Origin of the sequence: Lysinibacillus sp. NPDC094177 (genome assembly GCF_050279145.1) — a bacterium.
GTDB lineage: Bacteria > Bacillota > Bacilli > Bacillales_A > Planococcaceae > Lysinibacillus.
The window spans coordinates 157,381-181,194 of sequence record NZ_JBNNTW010000005.1; the positions used below are offsets into that span (position 1 = coordinate 157,381).

Genomic DNA, 23,814 nt, shown 5'->3' on the forward strand with positions numbered 1-23,814 from the left:
TTATGTCTAGAAAGAAGGGGTATCGTTCATATGGAAAAAGAAATAATTAGTTCAAGACAATTTATGATCATTACCTTCCTCTTTTCAATTGGTACAACCATTTTAATTATCCCAGCAAGTTTAACAAGCGAAGCAAAGCAAGATGCATGGATTGCAGCGATCATTGGTGTCGTCTTAAGTTTGCCCGTAATAAAGCTTTTCGTTGCTTTTGGAAAAAGAACATCTACCCTTACTTTTGTAGAGGCTAATGAAAAGATATTAGGTCGTTTTTTCGGAAAATTAACTGCGATTGGCTTTATTATTATCTGCTTACTTTCTTCTGGTGAATTATTATACATCATTGGAATTTTCATGAAAACATCAATTATGCCTGAAACACCTACGATGGCCTTTGCTTTTCTGTTCAGTATTATCATTATTTATGCTGCATATCTAGGAATTGAAATTTTTGCCCGTTCTGCAGAAATACTATGTCCAATATTTATTTTAATTTTTATTTTCTTTGTAGCTTGTATTTCACCATCCATCCATATTGAAAATTTACAGCCAATAATGGAAACATCAAAAAAATCATTATTCTTTGGTATGATTCGATTTATAAGTCTTTTTTCATTCCCGCTTGCCGTATTATTAACGATTTTCCCTTCCGCAGTTAACGTCCAAAAATCTGCGCAAAAGGGTTTTTATATTGGCACAATTTTTGGAGGGATTGTCTTAATTACAATCATTACACTGTGTATCCTTGTCCTAGGTCCGGCAAATACTGCTTCTAGGACATTTCCAAGCTATTCATTAGCTCAAAGAATTTCAATCGGGAATTTTTTGCAGCGTATTGAAGTTATAATGGCAGCCATGTGGATTATATCAATTTATATTAGAACTTTTATGTATTTTTATGCTGCGGTTATCGGTATCGGACAAGTATTCAAAATTAAAAATCATCGACCGCTCATTTTTCCACTCGGCATGATTAGCCTTGGACTTTCACAAATTGTTCATCCTAATATCATTCATTCAGATATTTACAATAGAGAAACTTGGCCTATGTATTCCTTCGTTTTCATGATTTTATTACCATTAGTTTTATTACTTGTCGCGAAGATTCGCAAAATCAATGGGAGTCAAGGAAATGCTTCACAGAATGCAAGTAATAGTAATAACGATAATTCTTCACAGAATGCAAACAGCAGTAATAGTGAAAATGCTTCACAAAGTGCAAGTAACAGTAATAGCGAAAATGCTTCTCAGAATGCAAGTAATGGTAATAACGAAAATGCTTCACAAAGTGCAAGTAATGGTAATAATGAAAATGCTTTACAGAATGCCAGCAGCAATAATAGCGAAAATACCTCACAATGTGCAAGTAATAACAATAACGAAAATTCTACACAAAATGCAAGCAGCAGTAATAACGAAATTGCTTCACAGAATGTAAGTAATAGTAATAACGAAAATGCTTCTCAGAATGCAAGTAGCAGTAATAACGAAATTGCTTCACAAAGTCCAAGCAGAAACAATAACGAAAATGCTTCACAGAATGCTAGCAGCAATAATAGCGAAAATGCTTCACAGAATACAAACAGCAATAATGACGAAAATACTTCACAGTGTGCAAGTAGTAGTAATAACGCAAATATTTCACAGAATGCAAGTAGCAGTAATAACGAAAATATTTCACAGAATGCAAGTAGCAGTAATAGCGAAAATGCTTCACAGAATACAAACAGCAATAATAGCGAAAATGCCTCACAAAGTGCAAGTAATAACAATAACGAAAATACCTCACAGAGTGCAAGTAGTAGCAATAGCGAAAATACCACACAAAGTGAAGGTAACAGTTATAGTGAAAATACTTCACAGAATGATAGCGATACCGGCAATATTCCAAACAGTGATAAAAATAAAGATTCTCCAGAAAGTTAACAGCATAGCGAAAAAAAAATCAAACGAATGATTCTAAAATTTTTAATAATAAAGAAACGAAAACGATTGTTATTTTTTGGACTTTTTTATTGAGCGGCGTTGGATTATAAGAATCAACATTCCGATCCCTCTAGACTTGCTTACATTTATTTTTTCAACTATTAAAGACTTAATTGTCTCCCTGACAAAATAATAAGGAACTTTTAAGAAAAAGGGGTAGTGTTCATTTGGAGAAAGAAATAATTAGCTCAAGACAATTTATGATCATTACCCTTCTCTCTTCAATTGGGACAGCTATTTTAATTAGCCCTGCTAGTGTAACAAGTGAAGCAAAACAAGATGCCTGGATTGCAGCGATTATTAGTGTCGTTATAAGTTTACTCTTAATAAAGCTTTTCGTTACTCTAGGAAAACGGACACCTACCCTTACATTTGTAGAGGCTAATGAAAAGATATTAGGTCGCTTTTTTGGAAAAATAACTTCGATTGGCTTTATTATTCTATCCTTTATTTCTGCTGGTGAATTATTATATTTCATTGGCATTTTCATGAAAACAGCAATTATGCCAGAAACACCTATGATGGCCTTTGCTTTTCTATTCAGTATTATCATTATTTATGCAGCATTTCTAGGGATTGAAGTTTTTGCCCGTTCTGCAGAAATACTATTCGCAATGTTTATTTTAATTTTTATTTTATTTGTAGTTTGTATCTCACCATCCGTCCATATTGAAAATCTACAGCCAATAATGGAAGCACCAGTAAAATCTTTATTCTTTAGTATTATTCGATTAATAAGTATTTTTTCATTCCCACTTGTCATATTATTAATGATTTTTCCTTCTAATGTTAACATCCATGAATCAGCACAAAAAGGTTTTTACATTGGCACAATTCTTGGAGGGATTGTCTTAATTGCTATCATTACACTGGCAATCCTTGTCCTAGGTCCGGCAAATACTGCTTCTAGGACATTTCCCAGCTATTCATTAGCTCAAAGAATTTCAATCGGGAATTTTTTGCAGCGTATTGAAGTTATTATGGCAGCAATGTGGATAATATCAATTTATATTAAAACCTTTATGTTTTTTTACGCTGGGGTCATCGGCATCGCACAAATATGTAAAATTAACAATCATCGACCCCTTATTTTCCCATTTGGAATGATTATCCTTGGACTTTCACAAATTGTTCATCCTAGTATCATTCATTCAGATATTTACAATAGAGAAACCTGGCCTATTTTTTCCTTTATTTTCGCGATTTTATTACCATTAGTTTTACTACTCGTCGCGAAAATTCGCAAAATTAACGGTAATCAAGGAAATAACACACAAAGTAATTGTAGTACACAGAATGAAAATGGAAGTAATAACGGGAATTCTTCGCAGAGTGATAACAGTAGCAATGCCGGAAATGCTACACAAAGTGAAAATAATAACGGTGATTCTACACAGAGTGCTAATAGCAGTAATGCCGGAAGTGCCACTCAAAATGAAAGTACTAGTAATAACGATAATTCTACTCAAAGTGATAGTAATAGCAATCCCGGGAATGCTACACAAAAAAGTAATAGTAATACTGATAATTGTGCTCAAAATGAAAATAGTAGCAATGCCGGAAGTGCCACTCAAAATGAAAGTACTAGTAATAACGATAATTCTACTCAAAGTGATAGTAGCAACAATGACGGGAATACTACACAAAAAAGTAATAGTAATACCGATAATTGTGCTCAAAATGAAAGTAGTAGCAATGCCGGAAGTGCCACTCAAAATGAAAGTACTAGTAATTACGATAATTGTGCTCAAAATGAAAATAGCAGCAATGACGAAAATTCTATGCAGAATAATAGTAATAACAATGCTGGAAACACTACTCAAATTGCAAGTAGTAACAATATCGAAAATCTTCCGCAAAGTGATAGTAGCAGCAATACAACACAGAATTATAGCGATACTGGTAATACTCCAAGCAGTGATAGAAATAAAAATTCATCTGAAAATTAAACAGCATAATGTTAAAAATGATGACCCTGAAATATCAAGGTCATCATTTTTTTAATTGCTACAGTGTTAAATATGATATTCAATCTCATCAACGAAATCCCATTCGTATGGTGTTTCTTGGTATACATAGTAGTTCAACCAATTCGAGAATAATAAATGTGTATGGGCACGCCACGAATTAATCGGTTCATTTGCTGGATTATCATGTGGGAAGTAATTCACTGGTACTTCAATATCTAATCCTTTCGCAACGTCACGACTATATTCATCTGCTAAAGTTGTCGCATCGTATTCAAGATGGCCGGTAATCATAATGTTTTTATTGTCCTTAGATTGCACAATGAAAACACCAGCATCTTCTGAATAAGATAGTAATCGTAAATCAGGGTGGTTGCGTACTTCGTCGATTGATACAGATGTGTAACGTGAATGTGGGGCTGTAAATAAATCACTAAAGCCACGTACTAAATCCACTGTTAAATCCGTAATAACATGAGAATATACACCTGAGCATTTAGCAGAAAGCTCAATTTTCCCAATGCCGTAATGATGGTATAATGCTGCCTGTGCACCCCAACATATATGTAGAACCGATGTTACGTTTTGCTTAGACCAATCCATTATTTCTGAAATTTCCTGCCAGTAGTTCACATCTTCGAACGCCATTTTTTCAACTGGTGCACCTGTAATAATCATGCCATCATAGCGGCGATGACGGATTTGATTGAAGGTCGTGTAAAATAACTGTAAATGTGATTTACTGACATTTTTCGATTCATGCGTAGCTGTATTTAAAAACGTAATATTAACTTGTAACGGTGTGTTACCTAATAAACGAAGTAATTGTAGCTCTGTTTTTTCTTTTTCAGGCATCAAATTTAAAATTAATATATTTAACGGACGAATTTGTTGGGTTTTTGCTCTATCCTCTTCCATTACGAAGATTTTTTCCTCACGTAAATGTTCTCCAGCTGGTAAGTTTTTCGGAATATTAATTGGCATCTTGCATTCCCCTCTCAATAATTTTTCTCTGTTAGAATCAATTAGTGCCTTAAGATCAATGCACGGGCCCTGCGCAAAGCTCAAATATCAAACGATAAAATTAAAAAATCCCCCTCATTCCATATGAGATAGAATGAGAAGGATTTTTCCACGTTCACTCTTATCTCTCAAAGGACAAATCCTTTGCTGGAATTAGCACCTTTCTAACTTTTGTTAGAGGTTGCTGAAGCGTCATCGGGCCAAATCCCTCAACTTCTCATGATAAGATTATTTAATTAAATAGAATTGTAACATGAACAATTAAGAATATCAATAATACATAGAATATTTCGTTATTAATCATGCATGTCATTATGTTTTAAGAGGAATTACAGTTTAGTTATTTATCTTTACGCTTCTTATTAAGTCTATGTAATTTTCATTGTAACTCATACTTCTGAAAAAAAGAAGTGTATAGCATTTACAAATAAAAAAGAAGGCAAGTAGCCCTCTCTAGACACTTTTTAAGTGTCTATTTTTAAAATCTTTTATTTGCTTTAAGCATTAGAATTACTGTTAAACTTTATAGGAATAGCCCTTGCAATAATCGTAATGATGTAGGTGATAATCGTCCCTCCAAAATAAGCTATGACTGGGGACCCCACAATAACTAGTAATAATAAAATGTTTCCAATAAAACCGAAGTCGTATTCGGCTTGGTCAGGAATCATATATAAGAGAGCAGCAATCAAATAAATAACAAAGATTGGAGCAACTATAAAGTTAAGAAAGTAAGATAACTTGGTTGCTTCGTTGGATTTTTGAATTAGCTGTTGAATAAAATATAAAATAGAAGTAGCTATGAATACAATGCAAATTACACCACCATAGTCTTTGTAAATGGAATCTAAAAAGTGCGATATCAAAGCCCCCAAAACAAGAACAACAGCGCCCACACCCAAAATACCACCAATAAATGCTGAACCACCACGAATTAAATTAAACCCGCCTAGTCCGTTTGGAATAAGTTGCCAACCCCACATAAATTAAAATCTCCTTTTCATAGGTAATTATACACATTTTTATTATACAGAAAGTTATAATTTATGGAAGCTTTTACTGGGATAAATTTTCTAGTGATTTGTTCAAGTTGTCACTCTTGATTGTCTTTATTTTATAGTGATTCGTTTGAACACTACTTTTTTAATAAAAATACGCTACCCGATGTGAGTAGCGCTTACTGAACAATATGGAACCATTACACTATTAAAATTTATTTTTATTAAGTATCCACAAACTCCCCATTGAAAAAAGCATTACACATAAACTTCCGATTAGTGACTGATGCCACCAATTAGAATTAACTACCTCTGTATTTACTGTATATGGATAACCTACAGTTGTATTTCCGTTAGATAATGACTTTGTCACCATTGGAACCCATTCAAAAACAGAACCCCCTAAGTTCCGAAAGGAAATAATAAAAACAAGTAATGCAACAACTAGGACTATCAACAATACATAGTTAATTGTTTTTCTGATGTCAGGATATCGAGCATTTATATTCATTCTATAATCACCCCCTTTACTTTTCAGTTTCGGATTTAACAATATGGAACTATCACTCATTAGTCCTCATATGTTGTAAAATTGAAGAAAGATCAAAAATATCTGGAGCAACTTTATTTATATTGTTTAAATCTCCTTCGTCTAATTTAAACTCATTAAGATATGCATCTAAAAATAACTCAATATCTTGTTTACTCAACTCATGTTTTTCTACTAGATCAACTACTTTTAAATTTCGTTCATGTTCTATATCCAGCAAAATTCTATTCATATCCCAATATGTCATATTTTCAGTAAACATTTCTTTTCCTCCTAAAATAAAATTACCTTTACATACGCTTTGAGAGAATAAAAGTTTCACGAAAATAAAATATAATTAGATTTTGTAGGTGGATCATAATCTCCAGCTAAAAACTTTACACCACTGTAAGTCAAATACCCCTACACTCGAGGTTACAATGTACTTGTTTCAATATGGAACGATTATTTAATAAATACTCTTACTATATTACTAGCAACACGTTCCATAACACGCATATTTGTAGGCTCTTCTGATAAAGTTAACTCACCATCTAATTTGCCTACTTTAGCGAAGTTGTTAGAGAATAGTGTACCATCGTCACGTACTAACAATTGTCCTGTTATACCAACTGGTGACCACTCAGGACGTTCTTCACGTGGTTTATACGTTTCATCAGGATTATAGTTAGGATTGATTAACGGTACATAACAGTCTTTTATTTCCATTGTTGCACTATCTTCATCATCTACTGCAGGTATTTCTAATTTAACCCAGTCATATTTAATACGTCCCCACTCATCAGTGATATACTTACCTGCCCATTCATCTTGATGCGAGTTACCAATGATTGAAGGATTAGCAGAGACAATGCCTAGAAAATAGTTATCTTTTGCTGTGGCTTTACGTATTCCGCCCTTATCAAGAGTTACAACGTACCCTACTCTATCATGGTTACGTGGGTTACCATCTTTCCATTCAAAGTATTCTGCATAGTCCGCACCTGTTGAGTTAAATGCAGATAACCCATAAGCAGCACCATTAAACTTTACACGAAAAGCATTACTTCTACTAGTTGGGCTTGTACCATTACCAATAACAAAAGCATCATCTGCAGCATTTATTAAGTTTGGTGAACCTGTCATAACTTTGTTATACCTACCAATAGCTGTAGATGACATAACATCTGCAGTAGTAGAATCACCACTGGAATGAGAATATTCACCAATAGCCTTTGTTCTAGTACCCTCTGCATGTGAATAGTTACCAGTTGCTTCCGTAAAATAACCTTCTGCATGAGCTGAATTCCCTGATGCCTTACTATTTTGACCTTCTGCATGGGAATAGTGACCTTCTGCTACAGTAGTATATCCTTCTGCATGAGAAGCTTCACCAATAGTCTTTGTGGCTTGACCCTCTACATGTGAGTAGTTGCCATTTGCAACAGATATGTTACCTTCTGCATGTGATGCTTGACCTATAGCTTGCGTAGTATTACCTTCTGCATGAGATGATGACCCATTTGCTCTAGTGTCAACACCTTCTGCATGTGAGTAATTACCGTTTGCTTCTGTTCTTAATCCTTCTGCATGAGCTACTGATCCGATAGCTTTAGTACTTTGACCTTCTGCATGGGAGTTGTTCGATTCAGCAAGCGTACCTGCTCCTTCTGCGTGTGATGCATTACCTTTTGCTGTAGTGCCACTGCCCTCAGCATGTGCGTTAGTACCTAATAAATAGAGCGTGTCACAGCCGTAATTGAATGTTGAGAGTCAGCTACCGCAAATAGCTAACTCTCTTTTTTATTGCTTAAAAATCGAAATTGTTTAATGGATTGTACTTATCATTTTCTTGTTTTAAGTGACTTCCCCACAAATTTACATAACGTTGAGTTGTAACAATATTTTCATGTCGCATTAACTTCATTATCGTAAAACTGTTTACATTTGATTGGACAAGATTTCTGCAGAAAGTGTGCCTAAACGTATGGGGACTAACTCGCACATCTTTAAAGTTCATCTTTTGCTTCAGCTCTCTAAACACATAATCAATTGTATTGATTGTAAAAGGTTCATTTTTATTAGTAATAAAGACATCTCACATTCAGTTTTACAACTGCTTCTTGAAAACGCTCTAAATGCTAATATCTCTTTTGTTAATTTATCCGTTAAGAATACCGTTTTACATTTCCTACTCTTTCCGTGTACTTGTAACGTTTGATTTTTAAAATCTACATCATCCCATTTCAAAATTATCAGTTCCTTCCTACGAATGCCTGTCCCTAGCAGTACCAATACGATCAAAAGATTACGATAACTACTATAAGATTGATGCCGTTTCCTCTGTACACGATAAAACGCTAACATTTGATTAATTTGATTGTCTGTAAACGTATCAATTTTAATATCCACTTTTTGAACTTTAATCTTCTTTGCAATGTTTTCCTTTACGATACCCTCATCAACTAAATAGTTAAAAAAGGCTTTAGCACGTAAAATAATCGTATTTATCGTGTTAGGCTTTTTGTTTTGTTGTTGACACATCACAAGATAGTTTTTTAAGTGATTGCGATTTACATCTTCCACATTGATTGCGCCCTCATCAATGCAATACTCAATGAACGGCTTAATCATGTATTTGTAACTATTGATATTTGCTTGAGTCGTATTGTTGAATTTTCTGTCAGCAATAAAATCATCATAAGCAAACTTTAACAGCATAAAAAAATACACCTCTCCTCATCTAAATTAATAGACAATAAGAAGTGTATTATTGGTAACAAATAAACTGTAAACTACTCAACATCTTATCATGTGCTTCAAACCCTTGGTACGACTGGGTTTCTAAAACAAATCCCTCAACTTCTCATGATAAGATTATTTAATTAAATAGAATTGTAACATGAACAATTAAGAATATCAATAATACATAGAATATTTTGTTATTAATCATGCATGTCATTATGTAATTTGTTTAACACTAATGTTAAAGTTATGTCTACATATTTTATGGTAAACAAGCTGTAATTATGTTAACATATACCTTTAGTAACAGAGAGGAACGTGAATAGTTTGATTAAAATTGAATTTCCAAAACCAGATTTAGTTATTCGCCAACGCGAGCAAGATTTAAAACCAGGTGATGTGCCAATCACACCGTACTTTGGTTTTATTGATTTCCATAAAATCACACGTGAAAAAGGCGGCATTTTCTTATTCTACAATGAAGAGAATGAACTATTATTTGTCGGTAAAGCGCGTAAAATTCGTCAACGTATTAAAAAGCATTTTGAGGACAATGTGTCACCGGTGAAAAATCATCGTGATGAAATTTTCAAAATTGAAGTGTATGAAGTAGAAGATCCAATGGAACGTGAAATTTACGAAACGTACGCGATCAATTCATTCCGCTCTAAATACAATGTTGATAAAGTTTTTTATTAATATGAAAGTTATTGGTTAACAAAAAATAAGAATCAGCTCGCCGTCTGTAATGTACATGATGGCAAGCTGATTCTTTTTTATATTTTTACTCTATGAAAAAGGCTTTACGTTCTTTAGTAATCCATTCCTCAAGCGCTTTATCATCACGCTTTAATAGTCGATTAACAAGCACGTCATGCCATATATAATCCTCTAATAAATAGATATGAACTGGATCATTTGTAATAAAAGACATTTCTTGATTTGACGGTGAGTGACCATAAATCATCTCTTGACCATCTACAGACAGGATAAACCAATGTGGTGTTGAAGTTTTCCTAGTATATTGTGTAATGCGATGCTGGTCAATGGATGCAATATTTTCTTCTACATATAATGTAATGCCATGAACCGGTATATTTTGCGCAACCTCATGTAGATCTTCTCGCAATTCATCGTACATATCTTCCCACATCGATAATATGACTTTTTTCTCCGCTTTTTTTAATAACGACTGACAGTAATTGACGATTGCCTGCTTTCCTTTAAGCATTAGCACCTTATGCTCCGCTTCCTGCTCTTTTACCTCTAATTTTTCTAATTGATCACTAATCGACGTGAAATTCGATTGCCAGCGTTGCTGAATTTGTTGTAACAACACAGCGACAGGAATGGAAGAGTAAGTCGTTTGATCTGTAGTTTCTTCTTTTAGTACTAACCCTTTTTCAACAAGTACATCTAGTATGTCATATATTCTTGCACGTGGGATACCGGAGTTTTTACTTACTTGATAGGCACTTACATGACTATTTTGTACAAGCGCAGTATAAGCCTTTGCTTCATATTCTGTGAATCCTAGTTCTTTTAATTGGGCGATTAATAAATCCATCGAATCCCTCCATTTCCTCTATTATAAGTTAAGGCAATGAAGATAAGCCAATGAAAAAAATTAGTCTTTACAGCTACGTAAAAATTAGTTACTATTTCAGTAGTAACTATCCAAAGAGGTGCAAACATGCTATTTGAAGTAGATTTAAATGTAGTAATATTATTAATTTCTTTTGGTTTTTTAGCTGCGTTTGTGGATGCGGTTGTCGGTGGCGGTGGCTTAATTGCCTTACCTGCTTTAATGTTTGCAGGTTTAAATCCAGCTGCAGCTGTAGCTACCAACAAGCTTGCTGGTACCATGGGTTCTTTGACATCAACCATTTCCTTTTATCGTTCCGGTCAGCTAGAAATTCGTTCGGTTATCAAGTACCTTCCCCTAGCCTTTGTGGGATCACTCTTTGGTGCATGGACAGTGCATTTAATCAATCCTGAATTACTAAAACCACTTATGCTCATAATGCTTGCAGCTGTTGCAGTCTATACAATCTTAAAAAAAGACTGGGGTTCAGTAGCTACAGTCAAAAATTTAAAGTTTACACACTTAGTTTTATTCATGCTGTTGTTATTTAGCATCGGGTTTTATGACGGATTTCTTGGTCCAGGAACCGGCTCATTTTTAATTTTTAGCTTTTTATTAATCGGCTTCGATTTTTTAAAGGCAGCAGGAAATGCCAAATTTTTAAATTTAGCAAGTAATTTTGCTGGTCTTTTAATGTTCACTTACTTAGGTCAGATTCATTATGTATATGGTTTACTAATGGGTATAGCTCAAATTGCCGGTGCACTTGTCGGCTCACGTATGGCAATTAAAAAAGGTAGCGGCTTTGTTCGAATATTGTTTATTATTGTAACGATTACATTGTTAACTAAAAATGCATATGATTACATAAAAAACGCCGTAGATATCTAGCTCTACGGCGTTTTAGCTTTTCGACAAACTTTGGCTTACTATTCCTTTAATTCGGAGGGGCAATCTGTCGCTTCGGAGGGGCTATCCACGACTTTGATGAATCTTTCCATCATTTCAGAGGTTCTTTCCACGACTTTGGACGTTCTATCCGTCGCTTCGAGGGTTCTTTCCGTCGTTTCAGTGCTTCTATCCGTCACTTCAAGTTGGTTCTATCCGTCACTCTAATTGTCTACAATAGAGTTTTCTTAGTTAAATAAATAACTTTTCATCTTTAAATTTATGACTTGTTAATAAACTAACAATAACAAATATCAACAATGAAGCGGCAATCGGAATTGTCACGGTATGCATGCCAAAGACAGAAGGATAAAAACGATCAATGATAATATATAAGGTCATACCTGAAATCATTGACGCAATCGCACCATATTTGTTGGCCTTTTTCCAATAAAGTCCTAATACGACGGTCCAAATAAAGACTGCCTCAAGTCCACCAAATGCAAATAAATTAAGCCATACTAATAAATCGGGTGGATTTAGTGCAAAAATGATAACGACTAAACCAATCACAGTTGTAACAATAAAGCTTGCACGCTTAATTTCCGTATCATTAGCTGTTGGTTTTATATAATTTAAGTAAATATCTTTCACTACAGTGGAGCTTACAAGCATAAGTAGTGCATTAACTGTAGACATCGTTGCTGCCATTGGTGCTGCTAAGACAATACCAGCTAAAAATGGCGGCAAAACCTTTAATGTCAGCAACGGCATGACTTTATCACCAATCTCAATACCTGGGATCACTGGCCGTGCAAAAACACCAATTAGATGCATCCCAAACATAATTGTCCCGATGGCAATAGTGCCAATGATAATGGCTAAATGCATGCTTCTTGAATCTTTATAACTCATGGCACGAACTGCGATTTGTGGAAGTCCCACAACCCCAACACCTATCAAAATCCAAAATGTAGAAACGTATAATGGCGTTAATTCACCTTCTGCTCCGAATGGAGACACAAGATTCGGATTCTCAGCGACTAGTGAGGCCATAATATTATCGATTCCTCCACCAGCGATGATTGTCCCAATTAATAAAATAATTGTTCCAATGACCATAATCGACCCTTGCACCGTATCTGTCAATGCAACAGCACGGAAGCCCCCAATAATAACGTACACTAAGACGGAAATCGCAAAAATAAAGAGTGCGGTTGTGTAGTTTAAGCCAGTTAATGATTCTATTAATCGTGCACCACCTACCCATTGTGCCATCATTGCAGAAAATAAAAAGACAATGATACTAATGGCTGATAGGATGACAATGGCATGACTTTTATAGCGTTCTCGTAAAAAGTCAATTAACGTGATGGCTTGATAACGTCTTGCGATAATAGCAAATTTCTTCCCTAAAATCATTAAAACAAAATAACCTGCTGGAAGCTGAGCCATTGCCAGTAACACCCAGCCAAGCCCTTTCGTGTAAGCAACACCTGGACCACCAATAAAGCTACTTGCACTACCGTACGTAGCAATCATTGTCATCGCAAGGATGAAGCCTCCCATTTCACGACCACCGAGGAAGTATTCCTGTAAAAATGAATTGGAAGAGCGTATATGCTTATTTGACCAGACACCAATACCAAAGATGATGACTAAAAATAATAGCAGTGGAAAAATAACTTGCCAGTGCATTATTGATCCACCTCCTCATCGTCAAATGGTACCTCTTTGAAAAAGAGCTTCATGACGACCCATATTAAAATAATCATAAAGCCTGTCCCTGCAATACAGCTATAGAAAAACCATGCAGGGAAACCGAATACATACGTATAGCTTGTTGGATCACCTGAGCCTAGTCCATAGGCAAAGCCGAACCAAATCGCAAAGTTAACGATAACAAGCCCGATACCGATAAGCGCTTCTCGATGCGCAATTTTAAAACGTTGATCTTTCAAAATATAGTCCCCCTAACCTACTCTATTTTACTGATATGTTCGTATTATGGGAACCTTTGTGAAAAAAATAAATGTTTGATTGAAATAAGAATTAATTCGTTCCTTTTCTCTCGGGACATTATTTAGATTTTTTCGAATCGCCGTTACAAAAAAAATGAAGACAACATGAAAAGACATGAGTCCGATACAACAGAACTCATGCCCAAAGCGCTACTTAATTTCACAACGCCGGTAGATTTATAGTTATAGCTGATTAAACCTCATCTTCAATTAGTAAATTCGCAGTTTTCTATTTTACTTTTATAAACACACTTCCGATATCAGGCTTAGATAGAAATTGTCAAGATGAGTTTGCTTTGTCATTTTAAAAATCGATTAAATTCTTATTGGTTTTTTACTAAAAAGTGGACACGAAAAGAAGAGTATCATCAAATGGCACAATAATTATAGTTATCTACATATTTCTCATCTCATGGATTTTTTGCAAGGTATTAAGGTGCATTGATTTATCTTCCGGAGACGAAGCGAATTTATACCACTCCACAAGCCTGTATCCGAACATAGCAAGGATTAGTTCATAGATACAATGTTCGGATACATGGGACACATCCGCATATTCCGAAAAACCCTTGTAATATGCCGGAATGCATTTTTGGTAGTATTCAATCATGTGACAGACGTCCGCTTCATCAGTTATTAAACTCGCGATATCCTCGCCCATGTACCCCCATCCGGCGGTATCCCAATCGATAAGTACGATTTTACTGTCCGAATAGAATATGTTTGCCACCCAAAAATCTCTGTGGCACAGCACTATTGGTAGCTTTTCAATTCGACTGAATATTTCGTCCGCATTGTTATCTAAGTCTATGAGCATTTTACACAGGTGCTTCGGGATTTCACAGTCATCAGAGCGTATATAATCATATAAAACATTCCATGACCGATAACGCAGATAGTAGTTTTTCATATACTCAACCTTGCTTAAATTGGACAAATTCTGCAATGCTTTTGGCCGTTCAGTGTACAATTTCCCTTGAAATCGCCCCAATTCCTCGGCTATACGTTCATACATTTCCGAGGTAAGATTTAAACCTGACACACCATCAATATATTCCATCCACAATTGAATCTCATCGCCATTTATTTCAGCGTGATAACACTCCGGCCAACGGAACGAATCGGAAAAAACCTTTTTGAAATCCGATGCATAGAGGTCGTATTCCCTTCTCCATGAATCCGGATCACCATAACGTTCAAATTTTTTCTGTGTTTTCCAAACCATCTTATACGGCAGATTTTCACCATCAGAGGTTTCAACTATGCCTGTTACAAGCCGAACAACACCTATTGTCCCGCCTTGCAACTCTTTAAGTTGATAATCAGCGCTGATTATCGTCTTACCGAACATTTTACTCAAAACAAGCGCCAGTTTTTCCGGCTTTACAAATTTTTCATCATGGTTGTTCATTTCTTGTATCCTCCTTTGTTACCCTTATGTCGCATGGCAATCGACTTTTGCCGCGCCCGTTTATCCATGAGGTACCTCGACTTATCATCAACAAACTTGTTTTCCCGCTTCTGTACAAGATAACGCTCCCAATGCTCTGGTGCTAACGATCTATCGGCAAGGGCGGCAAGAACTGCACAGCCCGGCTCCGTCTGATGTCGGCAGTCATTAAAGCGACACTGTGTGAATAATTCCTCCACTTCGTTAAATCCCGCGCTGACCCCGTCGTCCGCACCGAACAGCCCAAGTTCACGCATACCAGGCGTATCAATAACCATCGCACCGGAAGGAAGCATGAAAAGCTGTCGATGCGTTGTTGTGTGCCGTCCCCGGCTGTCGACCTCGCGGATAGCCTTAACAGTCATCACTTCCTTATTTATCAAGGCGTTTAGCAACGAGGATTTTCCCACACCGGACATGCCTAGGAAAACCACGGTTTTTCCTGGTTGCAGATATTCGCTCAACCCGTCTAAACCAATCCCAGTGTGACTGGAAACTGCGTGTACCGGTACATCAGGAGCAATTTTCTTAACTTCAGCTAACGGTTCACTGAAATCCGGGGCCAAGTCAGCTTTTGTTAAGATAACGACAGGCTTGCCGCCACTCTGCCGTGCCTGTGTCAGGTAGCGCATGATACGGCTGACCTTGAAATCCCAATTTAGGGACGACACGATAAATACGTAATCAAAATTCGTTGCTACGACTTGCTCCAGTATGGTTTTGACATAGCCTGCAGCGTGTCCCGAATAGTCAGCGCGTGAAAATTTCGAGCGGCGAGGCAGCAATTTGGCTATGCAAGAAGTACCACGTTCGTTGTATTGCAGAAATACAAAATCGCCAACGCACGGAAAATCCTCCCGAGTACCCGCAGTGTAGTAGAAAGCGCCCTTCAATACAGCCGTCACTTCTCCTTGTTCGGTGATGATGGTATATTGCTCTCGCTGTTGTTCCGTAACTCTTCCAGGTATTAAACCTATCGGTGGAGTTTCGGTTTCGTTATAGCCGAATTGTTTCAAATCAATCATTGAACCGATCCACTCCTAAAAATTAAAATTGATTTTGGGCATAAAAATACCGCGAACAAGAAGCCTCCTAAGAAGCTGCTTGTTCGCGGTGAAAAGCCAAAAGTCGACTATAATCAAAAAGAAATACGACCTTCATCGTATCCCGTTAACAGCAGTAATCACGAAAGGTTACTGTTTACGGCATAACAAAAAACACGGGTAATATTCCCGGTTGTCTCATTCCAAGCTATAATGAAAGATTGAAATTTACTATGCCCGATATTCGGTTAAGTTAAAACCACCAATACCATAAAAGTAGTCATTAAAAACATCCCCTTTCGCAGGAAAAAGTTGGAATACAATTCCACTTCTATAGTGTGCCATAACCCCTTGTGAGAAATCAACAGAAAATTTTGATTATAAGCAATTTTCATCAGTCAGTACCTCTCCACTCAATCCCCCAACTATTGCATAAAACACGAGAAAGCCACCTTCGCCCAAACTAAGCCCTTATGCAACTAGACTGCTTCGTTAGCTCAATAAGAATGACCTACCTTTGCAACTCAATGGCCCCAATAGTTTAATTACAATGTTTTCATAAACTTAGTATCAGAAAGTAAGCAAATATATTTAGCTGTATTTAAAGATACTAACGAAATAGTTTTCTTCAGGAAAATCACCAATATATTCTAAATCATTCCTTGCATAAAACTGTTTTAACTTTTCATTTCCAGCCCAACAGTCTAAAAATAGGGTTTTATCTAATCCTTTTGCAAAAAAACAAGCAAATTTTGTTATAGCGGAACCAATGTTTCTTCCTTGAAACCTGGGTAAAATGGCAATTTGGGATAGATACTTACCTTTTTCCTCTAGGGAAAATTCATTTATATGATCTATATCATATATACAAAATGTTCCTATCATTTCTTCTTCTACTAATAAAACGTACAAAAAGTTATTCTTTAATTGGTTTATAACTTTGTTGTTATCCCAAGGGTATTCCCATTGGTGTATTCCTTTTTCTTGCAGATTTAAAGTAACCTCATTCAATATATACATCACTTGCGAGAAGTCATCGATTTTGGCTAATCTAATTTCCACTATGTAAGTCTCCTTTGGTGGTTTTAGTTTTCACCAATTCTACTCCGTTAGTTTATTTACGCCTTTTTGCGAGTTAAAGGTGTTTCTGGTCGGTTAGGGCAATATTTGCAATTAGGGTCACTACATTTTGATTCAGTCCAACTATTACATTTAGGGCAAAAATAAGCATCAAAATCATCGTAATATACTAAATTAAACTTGCATTTAGAACAATATTTTTCTTGTTCAATTTGACCATAAAATTCAAAGTCGTCTATCATAACTTTTCCATATTCTTCAATCATTTTCATAAATATACTCCTTTAAATCATTCATTCCATATTTATGTATCAATTAACTATATTAACATATGTTATCCATTTATTGAGCTATCCTGCATCGTTAGTTGAATAACAACATGAAAATAGCCTATATCTTTTATCACTTAGGGGGGAAGAAATAGGCTTTAATGTACAGTTAATAATTGATATAAGCTTCTTTTGAATTAGATTGATGAACTAGCAAAATAGATGTTGTAGTAAATAGGGTTATTTATGGTAAAAAAAGAGGATAGAAAGAGCGAATTTATGTAAGCTCTTCTATCCTTTAATAAAATTTTATTGAAGTGTTTGTTCACTTTGTGTACTTGTTTGTACCTCAAATCGTTAGGAAAACCCAGCGTTTATCAACATCTTTAATATTGGAATTTTTTTAGTAAGCGTTGAAGCTCGTCTGCCTGTTGAGCCATCTCTTTTGCTGAAGAAGCCATATTATCTATGAAAGCTAATTGCTCCTCTGCTGTTAACGTAACGTGATCCGTACTTTCAGTTGCTTTGCTTGCAATGCGTGACATTGCTTCTGTGGAGGCAGTAACTTCTTCAACACTTGCTGACATTTGCTCCGTCACAGCAGAAATGTCATGCAACTGTGTGCTAACTCCCTTAATCGACTGCATAATCTTGTGGAAGGCTAGCTTTGTATCATCAACAACATCCATACCTGCCGCAGCTTCCTTCGAGTTACTAGAAATAGCTGTAATAACATTGGCCGTATCATTTTGAATAGAATGAATAAGTGATGCTATTTGATCAGCAGATTTCTTTGATTGTTCTGCTAATTTACGAACCTCATCTGCAACAACAGCAAAGCCTTTTCCTTGCTCACCCGCACGAGCCGCTTCAATGGCAGCATTTAAGGCAAGCAAATTCGTTTGATCGGCGATGCTTGTAATAACATCAACTATATTGCCAATTTGATTTGACTGATCACCTAATATACGAACCTGAGCCTCTACATTGTCAGATGATTCATTAATAATTGTCATTTGTTTTAATACACGATTCAAAGAGTCATTTCCTTGAGCAGCCTCATCACTCATTAAATCAGCTGCATCTGAAACTGTTGAAGCGGTTTCAGCAACTTGTTGGATGCCAATCGCCATTTCCTGCATGGCAGTTAAGCTATCACTTGTGCTATGTAATGTTGTTCTTGAACCATCCGCTAAATCTTGTAGAGTTGATGTTAGCTGTCTTGTCATATCCGCCGTTTGCTGTGATTTAGATGTTAAGCCATCAGACGATACATCAACCTGTTTAGAGGACTGTGCAATTTGTTGCATTAATACTCTTAAACTTGTCAGCATTTTATTAAAGGATTGCGCAAGCTCACCTGCTTCATCTTTGGAATTTATTTGTAGCTGTTTTGTTAAATCTCCCTCTCCATCCGCGATGTCTCGTAGTTGATTATTGATTTCACGAAGCGGCTTCACAAATGCTCTTGTGAAAAGGAGGCTACCTAATACAGCAATAACAGCTCCAATGAACAATACCATAAGTAGCTTACCGATAAATGCAAAAATAATAGCATTAACCCCATCTATCGTTTCCCCGACAAACCACATCCCAATGATGTCTCCTTTTGTATCTTTAATGGGTGCATAGAGTGTTAAATATTTCGTTCCTACTACATCTGCTTCACCAATGAAGGTTTCCCCTTTTTTCATTACATTTTCAACGACTATTGGATCAGCATCTTTGCCAACTAAACGTTCTCCATTTAACTGTAGATTGGTGATAAGCCCTTTTGTGCCTTGGAAAATAGTAACGCCACCATCGATGCTTTCTCCTACCTCATCAACAAAGGCTTCCTGATCAACTATTTTTGTATCCCCTTTATAAAGTTCCCCATCTTTTATGGCCCAATCTCCCTTAAATCGTTCCTCTAGCAGCTTATAACCAACCTTTGAAATATGGGTGATGCTTTGCTCAAAATTGTTACGCATAATTTGTTTCACTTGTATATGGGAAACAAATCCAATCATAACGCTTAAAAATATGATGACTCCCACTAAAAGCAAATTAAATTTTGTACTAATTTTAAAAGTGCGCAAAAAATTCGTCTCTCCTTTCTCATAGTTATTAGGAATATTATGTATATAATGTAAGTCAAGTTTATTAAAACATTATTCTATGAATAGTTTCAAGACATTATCAAAAAATTAACAATTTTAATATAAATGAGCTGTCAGTTAGCGGTGGCTATGGGAAAGACAATGAATTCACAACGTAGGGGATATCCGTTAAGACTTGACGCTTTCCTGGGGGCTCGGGCTAACAGATATTTTTGTGAGACAGCGCAGTGTTAACGTAGCGACAGCGACACGATATTAGGCACAAGAGTCACTCAGTCTTCACTCCAATCAACTTATCCGCTTAACATATGTTTTAACTAAATGTTCCCAACTCTCAGTGGTGAACCATAATTCTTCATATATTAAGGGTAGTTTGAAATTTATGCTAATATATTCTAAAAAGGGAGAGAGAGATTATGAAACTTGTTTTAATATTTGGTCCTCAAGCAGTAGGGAAAATGACTGTTGGACAGGAATTAGCCAAAATATCAGATTTGAAACTTTTTCATAACCATATGACGATCGATTTGGTCGGCCATTTTTTTGGTTATGGTACGACTGAAGGAAAAAGATTAGTTAATTTGTTTCGCCAGGAAATATTTGAAGAGGTATCGAAAAGTAATTTGTATGGTTTAATTTTTACTTATGTCTGGGCTTTTAATATGCAGGAGGATTGGGATTATGTCGATGATCTTGTTAAGCTTTTCGAATCTAGAGGAGGTACTGTCTACTTTGTAGAACTTGAAGCTGATGTAGCAGAAAGACTGGAACGAAATAAAAGTGGTAATCGACTTGAACATAAACCTTCTAAAAGAAATATTGAATGGTCTGAAAATGATTTGAAAAGCTCGATGGAAAAATACAGATTAAATTCCTTAGAGGGCGAAATAAAATATGCAAACTACCTCAAGATCAACAATACAAACTTGAGTGCAGAAGAAGTTGCTTTGAGTATTAAGGAAGCATTTCTTATATAGAACTGAAAAACGCCTGGATATCCAAGCGTTTTTTATTTCGCAGCTTTCGCATATATTTGTAATGCTTTTTTATCAATTTTTCCGACACTTGTTTTTGGCAATTCATCAATGAAAATAATCCTTTTTGGAATTTTATAGCGACCTAGTTGCTTACTACAGATTTCTTTGATTTCCTCTATAATAGAATCTTCCTGAATCTTACATACAATAACCGCCGTCACGATTTCTCCCCAATAATCATCAGCTACGCCAATCACTGCGACCTCTTGAACTTGCTGATGGCGTAAAATACATTGCTCTACCTCCTGAGGATAAACATTTTCACCACCAGAAATAATCATCTCTTTACTACGACCGACAATATAAAAGTCACCATCCTCATCCTTCATCGCTAAATCGCCCGTTCTTAACCAACCATCATCAATGATTTTTTCTGTCTCCTGCTGGTTATTCCAGTAAAACCGAAACATATGCTTTCCTCTAACCAAAAGTTCTCCGACTTCGTTTGGCGCACAGCTTTCACCTGCACTATTCATAACTTTAGCCTCGTTAAATTGCATGCTCTTCCCCACGGCACCTTTTTTCAAATAGGCTGCCTCTCGAGAAATATAAAAATTATTTGGTCCCGCTTCTGTTAAACCATAGCCCTCTTTAAAAAATAGCCCTTTCTTAAAAAAAGCGTCATATATTGGATAAGGGCATGGTGCTCCACCTGATAAAAATACTTTCATCGAAGGGAAACTACTTCTCTCAAAATAATCCGTCTCAATCATCGCTTGATACATCGTTGGCACAAAAAGCGATATCGTTGTCTTATACTGATTAATCGCTTTAAGAGCGTTTTCTGCCTCGAACTTATCACCAATAACAACTGTACCGCCAGCCATTAGCAGCGGTATACAAAGGGCATTCAAACCTCCTGTATGAAACAACGGCATATAATTTAATGTACAATCACTATCACATAAGCCCCAGCTAATGATAGTATTAATAGCATTCCAATTTACAGAATTAAAGGATAATACAACACCCTTTGGCTTGCCAGTTGTACCCCCTGTATAAATCATTAGCCAAGGATCATTAAGGTCTACTTCACGAATGCTAAGAGTAGGCCCTTCAATAGTTAAACGAAGAGAATGCATGTTTTCGAAAGATAAAGGACAATTCATTTCTTCATCGTAAAGTAATAAAGAAGGCGTAGCATCCGTTAAAATATCATTTAATTCCTTCGTACTCATACGCCAATTTAATGGCACATAGATAAGTCCTCTTAATCCACAGGCGAATAAGACAGCAAAAAGCTGGATGTGATTTTTCGCAAATACAGCTACACGACTTCCTGCCTGTAAATTTCGGCTCTCAAAAAAATGACTCCATTTTGTGATTTCCTCTGTAATTTGCTGATAAGTCCACTGCTCCTGTGTTTCTAGATTCACCAATGCTATACGATTAGGTGTTAACGTTGCACGTTTTAAAATCCAGGATTGCTCTACAAACATCTTGAAAGCCTCCTTATCACATCATAATTGCTCCATCCACATGAAGCGTGTGACCGTGGACGTAGGAAGCCTCATCAGATGCTAAAAATAAATAGGCATTAGCGATATCTCTAGGTGTTCCTAGCCTTTGTAGTGGCACGATGGAGCGCATTTGTGCCAGCACATTTTCTGGCATTTTTTTCACCATGTCTGTTTCTGTAAAGCCAGGTGCCACCGCATTCACGTTGATAGCCTTGCGCCCCAATTCCTTTGCCCATGTTTTTGTCATGCCGACAATAGCCGCCTTTGTGGCAGCGTAATTCGTTTGACCAACATTTCCATAGACACCACTAACAGAAGATGTATTAATAATTTTGCCTCCACCGGCAGCAATCATATGTGGAATCACCTCTTGTGTACAATAAAAAACGCCAGTCAAATTAACATCAAGCACCTGGTGAAACTGATCCTCAGTCATTTTTGTTAACATTGCATCACGTGTAATTCCTGCATTATTCACTAAAATATCGACTCGTCCCGTTTGCTCTATGACCGTTGCCACTAGGTTCTTGACACTCTCTCTATCAGCAACGTTTACTTGCACAAATAATGCTTGATCCCCTAATTGCTGGGCAGCTGAAACACCAGCATCCTCATTAAAATCTGCAATGACAACGAATGCACCTTCTTCAATAAATCGTTCAGCAGCAGCATAACCAATCCCATTCGCAGCCCCTGTAATAATGGCAACTTTATTGTTTAATCGCATAATTTTTCCCTCCAATTTCTAAAAAAGCTTCAATTTCAGAAGTAAGCTGTGGTAAATCGTCAATTAATGGGGAGTGGCCACAGTCTTTTAAGTTGACGAACTGTGCATTATCACCTAAATCAAGCATTGTTTCGTCATTCATTCCTTCTGTTATGACGTAATCACGATCCCCTCTTAATACTAAAACTGGAATGGTGATCTGTTGTACCTCATGAGTGCCTTTTGCAACCTCATTATCAACAGCGCTAATATTAAAGACATTTAATGCATGATAAACTTCAGCTAAATTTCGTTGCGTCAGCATATCCTCCACATATGTCTGATAGTGTTCTGCGCTAGGCTGATTATGAGTGTAAATAAGTGCGTCCCAGACTGCCTGTAAGCCCTGCACATTTTTCGAATCGTAAAAGCCTTGTACTAATTTTGTTTTAGATGTATCCACGAGTACCTCTTCATAGGTAAATGCCCTCTTTAATGCTGTTTGATTGCCTGTACCTAAATCCGTGTAAAATGGATAGCCTCTCGTAGATGCCGAAGCTAGTAAAATAAGCTGCTGACAATAGCCTGGATACTGAGCGACAAACTGCATACATACAGCCCCGCCCGTTGACCAGCCAATCATGTCAAACTGTTTTAATTGAATAGCGTCCACAAAAAGCTTTACATCATCGCTAAAATCTTTAATCGCGGAAATTGGTTTATGATATGATGAACCACCAAAACCCCGTAAATCCATCGCATAAATTGTATATTTTTCATCCAACGCAGCAATTAGAACGTCCCAATGCTTGGAGGATGTCATATTGCCATGAATAAGTAATAAAACACGCTCTCCCCCTTGACGTTTACGATAAGCAATCGTTTCTCCATTTGATAGCTGAACAGTTTTTAACATTGCTATTCCCCC

General features: G+C 36.3%; 22 protein-coding genes, 1 pseudogene and 1 riboswitch. Of the genes and pseudogenes, 5 read left to right on the forward strand and 18 right to left on the reverse strand.

Annotated features, from left to right (window positions below; translation table 11 throughout):
* Nucleotides 1-30 precede the first annotated feature (30 nt).
* Together ACQKNC_RS10575 and ACQKNC_RS10580 are read left to right on the forward strand one after the other, a co-directional pair.
* A complete protein-coding gene (locus ACQKNC_RS10575; RefSeq protein WP_427424804.1) occupies nucleotides 31-1,923 on the forward strand; it encodes an endospore germination permease in 1,893 nt (630 codons plus the stop codon).
* 227 nt (nucleotides 1,924-2,150) lie between these two features.
* Entirely contained in the window at nucleotides 2,151-3,932 is a 1,782-nt protein-coding gene (locus ACQKNC_RS10580; protein ID WP_427424805.1) for an endospore germination permease, read from the forward strand.
* Between the two features lie 66 nt (nucleotides 3,933-3,998).
* Here ACQKNC_RS10580 and metA read toward each other — a convergent pair whose 3' ends face one another.
* From metA to ACQKNC_RS10615, 7 genes are all read right to left on the reverse strand, one after another.
* Nucleotides 3,999-4,934 carry a homoserine O-acetyltransferase MetA gene (gene metA / locus ACQKNC_RS10585; RefSeq protein ID WP_427424806.1) on the reverse strand — a complete coding sequence of 312 codons (936 nt, stop codon included), beginning with the start codon at nucleotides 4,932-4,934 and terminating at the stop codon, nucleotides 3,999-4,001.
* A 157-nt stretch (nucleotides 4,935-5,091) separates the two neighbouring features.
* Nucleotides 5,092-5,202, reverse strand: a riboswitch (SAM riboswitch).
* A gap of 268 nt (nucleotides 5,203-5,470) precedes the next feature.
* Nucleotides 5,471-5,956, reverse strand: a complete 486-nt coding sequence (locus ACQKNC_RS10590) for a hypothetical protein (protein ID WP_427424807.1) — start codon at nucleotides 5,954-5,956, stop codon at nucleotides 5,471-5,473.
* A gap of 223 nt (nucleotides 5,957-6,179) precedes the next feature.
* On the reverse strand, nucleotides 6,180-6,482 hold the full coding sequence (locus ACQKNC_RS10595) for a hypothetical protein (protein WP_427424808.1): 303 nt from the start codon (nucleotides 6,480-6,482) through the stop codon (nucleotides 6,180-6,182).
* A gap of 52 nt (nucleotides 6,483-6,534) precedes the next feature.
* On the reverse strand, nucleotides 6,535-6,783 hold the full coding sequence (locus ACQKNC_RS10600) for a hypothetical protein (RefSeq protein ID WP_427424809.1): 249 nt from the start codon (nucleotides 6,781-6,783) through the stop codon (nucleotides 6,535-6,537).
* 182 nt (nucleotides 6,784-6,965) lie between these two features.
* Nucleotides 6,966-7,646 carry a peptidase G2 autoproteolytic cleavage domain-containing protein gene (locus tag ACQKNC_RS10605; RefSeq protein ID WP_427424810.1) on the reverse strand — a complete coding sequence of 227 codons (681 nt, stop codon included), beginning with the start codon at nucleotides 7,644-7,646 and terminating at the stop codon, nucleotides 6,966-6,968.
* Nucleotides 7,647-8,310: 664 nt separating this feature from the next.
* Nucleotides 8,311-8,544 (reverse strand): tyrosine-type recombinase/integrase, encoded by a 234-nt coding sequence (locus ACQKNC_RS10610; RefSeq protein WP_427424811.1) that lies wholly within the window; start codon nucleotides 8,542-8,544, stop codon nucleotides 8,311-8,313.
* Nucleotides 8,529-9,221: a tyrosine-type recombinase/integrase gene (locus ACQKNC_RS10615; RefSeq protein ID WP_427424812.1), complete on the reverse strand. Its 693-nt coding sequence runs from the start codon at nucleotides 9,219-9,221 to the stop codon at nucleotides 8,529-8,531. The genes ACQKNC_RS10610 and ACQKNC_RS10615 overlap by 16 nt, the downstream gene beginning before the upstream one ends.
* Before the next feature lie 351 nt (nucleotides 9,222-9,572).
* Between ACQKNC_RS10615 and ACQKNC_RS10620 the strand changes: the two genes are divergently transcribed.
* Complete coding sequence (locus ACQKNC_RS10620) at nucleotides 9,573-9,944, forward strand: nucleotide excision repair endonuclease (RefSeq protein ID WP_427424813.1); 372 nt, start codon at nucleotides 9,573-9,575, stop codon at nucleotides 9,942-9,944.
* 85 nt (nucleotides 9,945-10,029) lie between these two features.
* Here ACQKNC_RS10620 and ACQKNC_RS10625 read toward each other — a convergent pair whose 3' ends face one another.
* Complete coding sequence (locus ACQKNC_RS10625; RefSeq protein ID WP_427424814.1) at nucleotides 10,030-10,812, reverse strand: TrmB family transcriptional regulator; 783 nt, start codon at nucleotides 10,810-10,812, stop codon at nucleotides 10,030-10,032.
* Between the two features lie 126 nt (nucleotides 10,813-10,938).
* Here ACQKNC_RS10625 and ACQKNC_RS10630 point away from each other — a divergent pair, with 126 nt between their 5' ends.
* Nucleotides 10,939-11,721: a TSUP family transporter gene (locus ACQKNC_RS10630; protein ID WP_427424815.1), complete on the forward strand. Its 783-nt coding sequence runs from the start codon at nucleotides 10,939-10,941 to the stop codon at nucleotides 11,719-11,721.
* Nucleotides 11,722-11,970: 249 nt separating this feature from the next.
* On the opposite strand, the gene panF is transcribed toward ACQKNC_RS10630, so the two are convergent.
* The 7 genes and pseudogenes from panF to ACQKNC_RS10665 all read right to left on the reverse strand — a co-directional run.
* Entirely contained in the window at nucleotides 11,971-13,416 is a 1,446-nt protein-coding gene (gene panF, locus ACQKNC_RS10635; protein ID WP_427424816.1) for a sodium/pantothenate symporter, read from the reverse strand.
* A complete protein-coding gene (locus tag ACQKNC_RS10640; protein WP_132360692.1) occupies nucleotides 13,416-13,679 on the reverse strand; it encodes a YhdT family protein in 264 nt (87 codons plus the stop codon). Before ACQKNC_RS10640 ends, panF begins: the two co-directional genes overlap by 1 nt.
* 454 nt (nucleotides 13,680-14,133) lie before the next feature.
* On the reverse strand, nucleotides 14,134-15,150 hold the full coding sequence (locus tag ACQKNC_RS10645) for an aminoglycoside phosphotransferase family protein (protein WP_427424817.1): 1,017 nt from the start codon (nucleotides 15,148-15,150) through the stop codon (nucleotides 14,134-14,136).
* Nucleotides 15,147-16,214 (reverse strand): ribosome small subunit-dependent GTPase A, encoded by a 1,068-nt coding sequence (rsgA, locus tag ACQKNC_RS10650; RefSeq protein ID WP_427424818.1) that lies wholly within the window; start codon nucleotides 16,212-16,214, stop codon nucleotides 15,147-15,149. The genes ACQKNC_RS10645 and rsgA overlap by 4 nt, the downstream gene beginning before the upstream one ends.
* Nucleotides 16,215-16,823: 609 nt before the next feature.
* Nucleotides 16,824-17,294, reverse strand: a complete 471-nt coding sequence (locus ACQKNC_RS10655) for a GNAT family N-acetyltransferase (RefSeq protein ID WP_427424819.1) — start codon at nucleotides 17,292-17,294, stop codon at nucleotides 16,824-16,826.
* A 56-nt stretch (nucleotides 17,295-17,350) separates the two neighbouring features.
* Complete coding sequence (locus ACQKNC_RS10660; protein WP_427424820.1) at nucleotides 17,351-17,584, reverse strand: hypothetical protein; 234 nt, start codon at nucleotides 17,582-17,584, stop codon at nucleotides 17,351-17,353.
* Between the two features lie 383 nt (nucleotides 17,585-17,967).
* A pseudogene (locus ACQKNC_RS10665) lies at nucleotides 17,968-19,455 on the reverse strand (methyl-accepting chemotaxis protein); the annotation flags it as partial.
* A gap of 644 nt (nucleotides 19,456-20,099) precedes the next feature.
* Between ACQKNC_RS10665 and ACQKNC_RS10670 the strand changes: the two are divergent.
* A complete protein-coding gene (locus ACQKNC_RS10670) occupies nucleotides 20,100-20,660 on the forward strand; it encodes an AAA family ATPase (RefSeq protein ID WP_427424821.1) in 561 nt (186 codons plus the stop codon).
* A 32-nt stretch (nucleotides 20,661-20,692) separates the two neighbouring features.
* Here the strand turns inward: ACQKNC_RS10670 and ACQKNC_RS10675 are convergent, their stop codons facing one another.
* From ACQKNC_RS10675 to ACQKNC_RS10685, 3 genes are read right to left on the reverse strand one after another with little or no spacing between them, the layout of a single operon-like run.
* Nucleotides 20,693-22,159 carry a class I adenylate-forming enzyme family protein gene (locus ACQKNC_RS10675; protein ID WP_427424822.1) on the reverse strand — a complete coding sequence of 489 codons (1,467 nt, stop codon included), beginning with the start codon at nucleotides 22,157-22,159 and terminating at the stop codon, nucleotides 20,693-20,695.
* 16 nt (nucleotides 22,160-22,175) lie between these two features.
* A complete protein-coding gene (gene fabG, locus ACQKNC_RS10680; RefSeq protein WP_427424823.1) occupies nucleotides 22,176-22,907 on the reverse strand; it encodes a 3-oxoacyl-ACP reductase FabG in 732 nt (243 codons plus the stop codon).
* The gene (locus tag ACQKNC_RS10685; RefSeq protein WP_427424824.1) at nucleotides 22,891-23,802 is read right to left on the reverse strand and encodes an alpha/beta fold hydrolase; all 912 of its coding nucleotides are present in this window, start codon (nucleotides 23,800-23,802) and stop codon (nucleotides 22,891-22,893) included. The genes fabG and ACQKNC_RS10685 overlap by 17 nt, the downstream gene beginning before the upstream one ends.
* Nucleotides 23,803-23,814 lie beyond the last annotated feature (12 nt).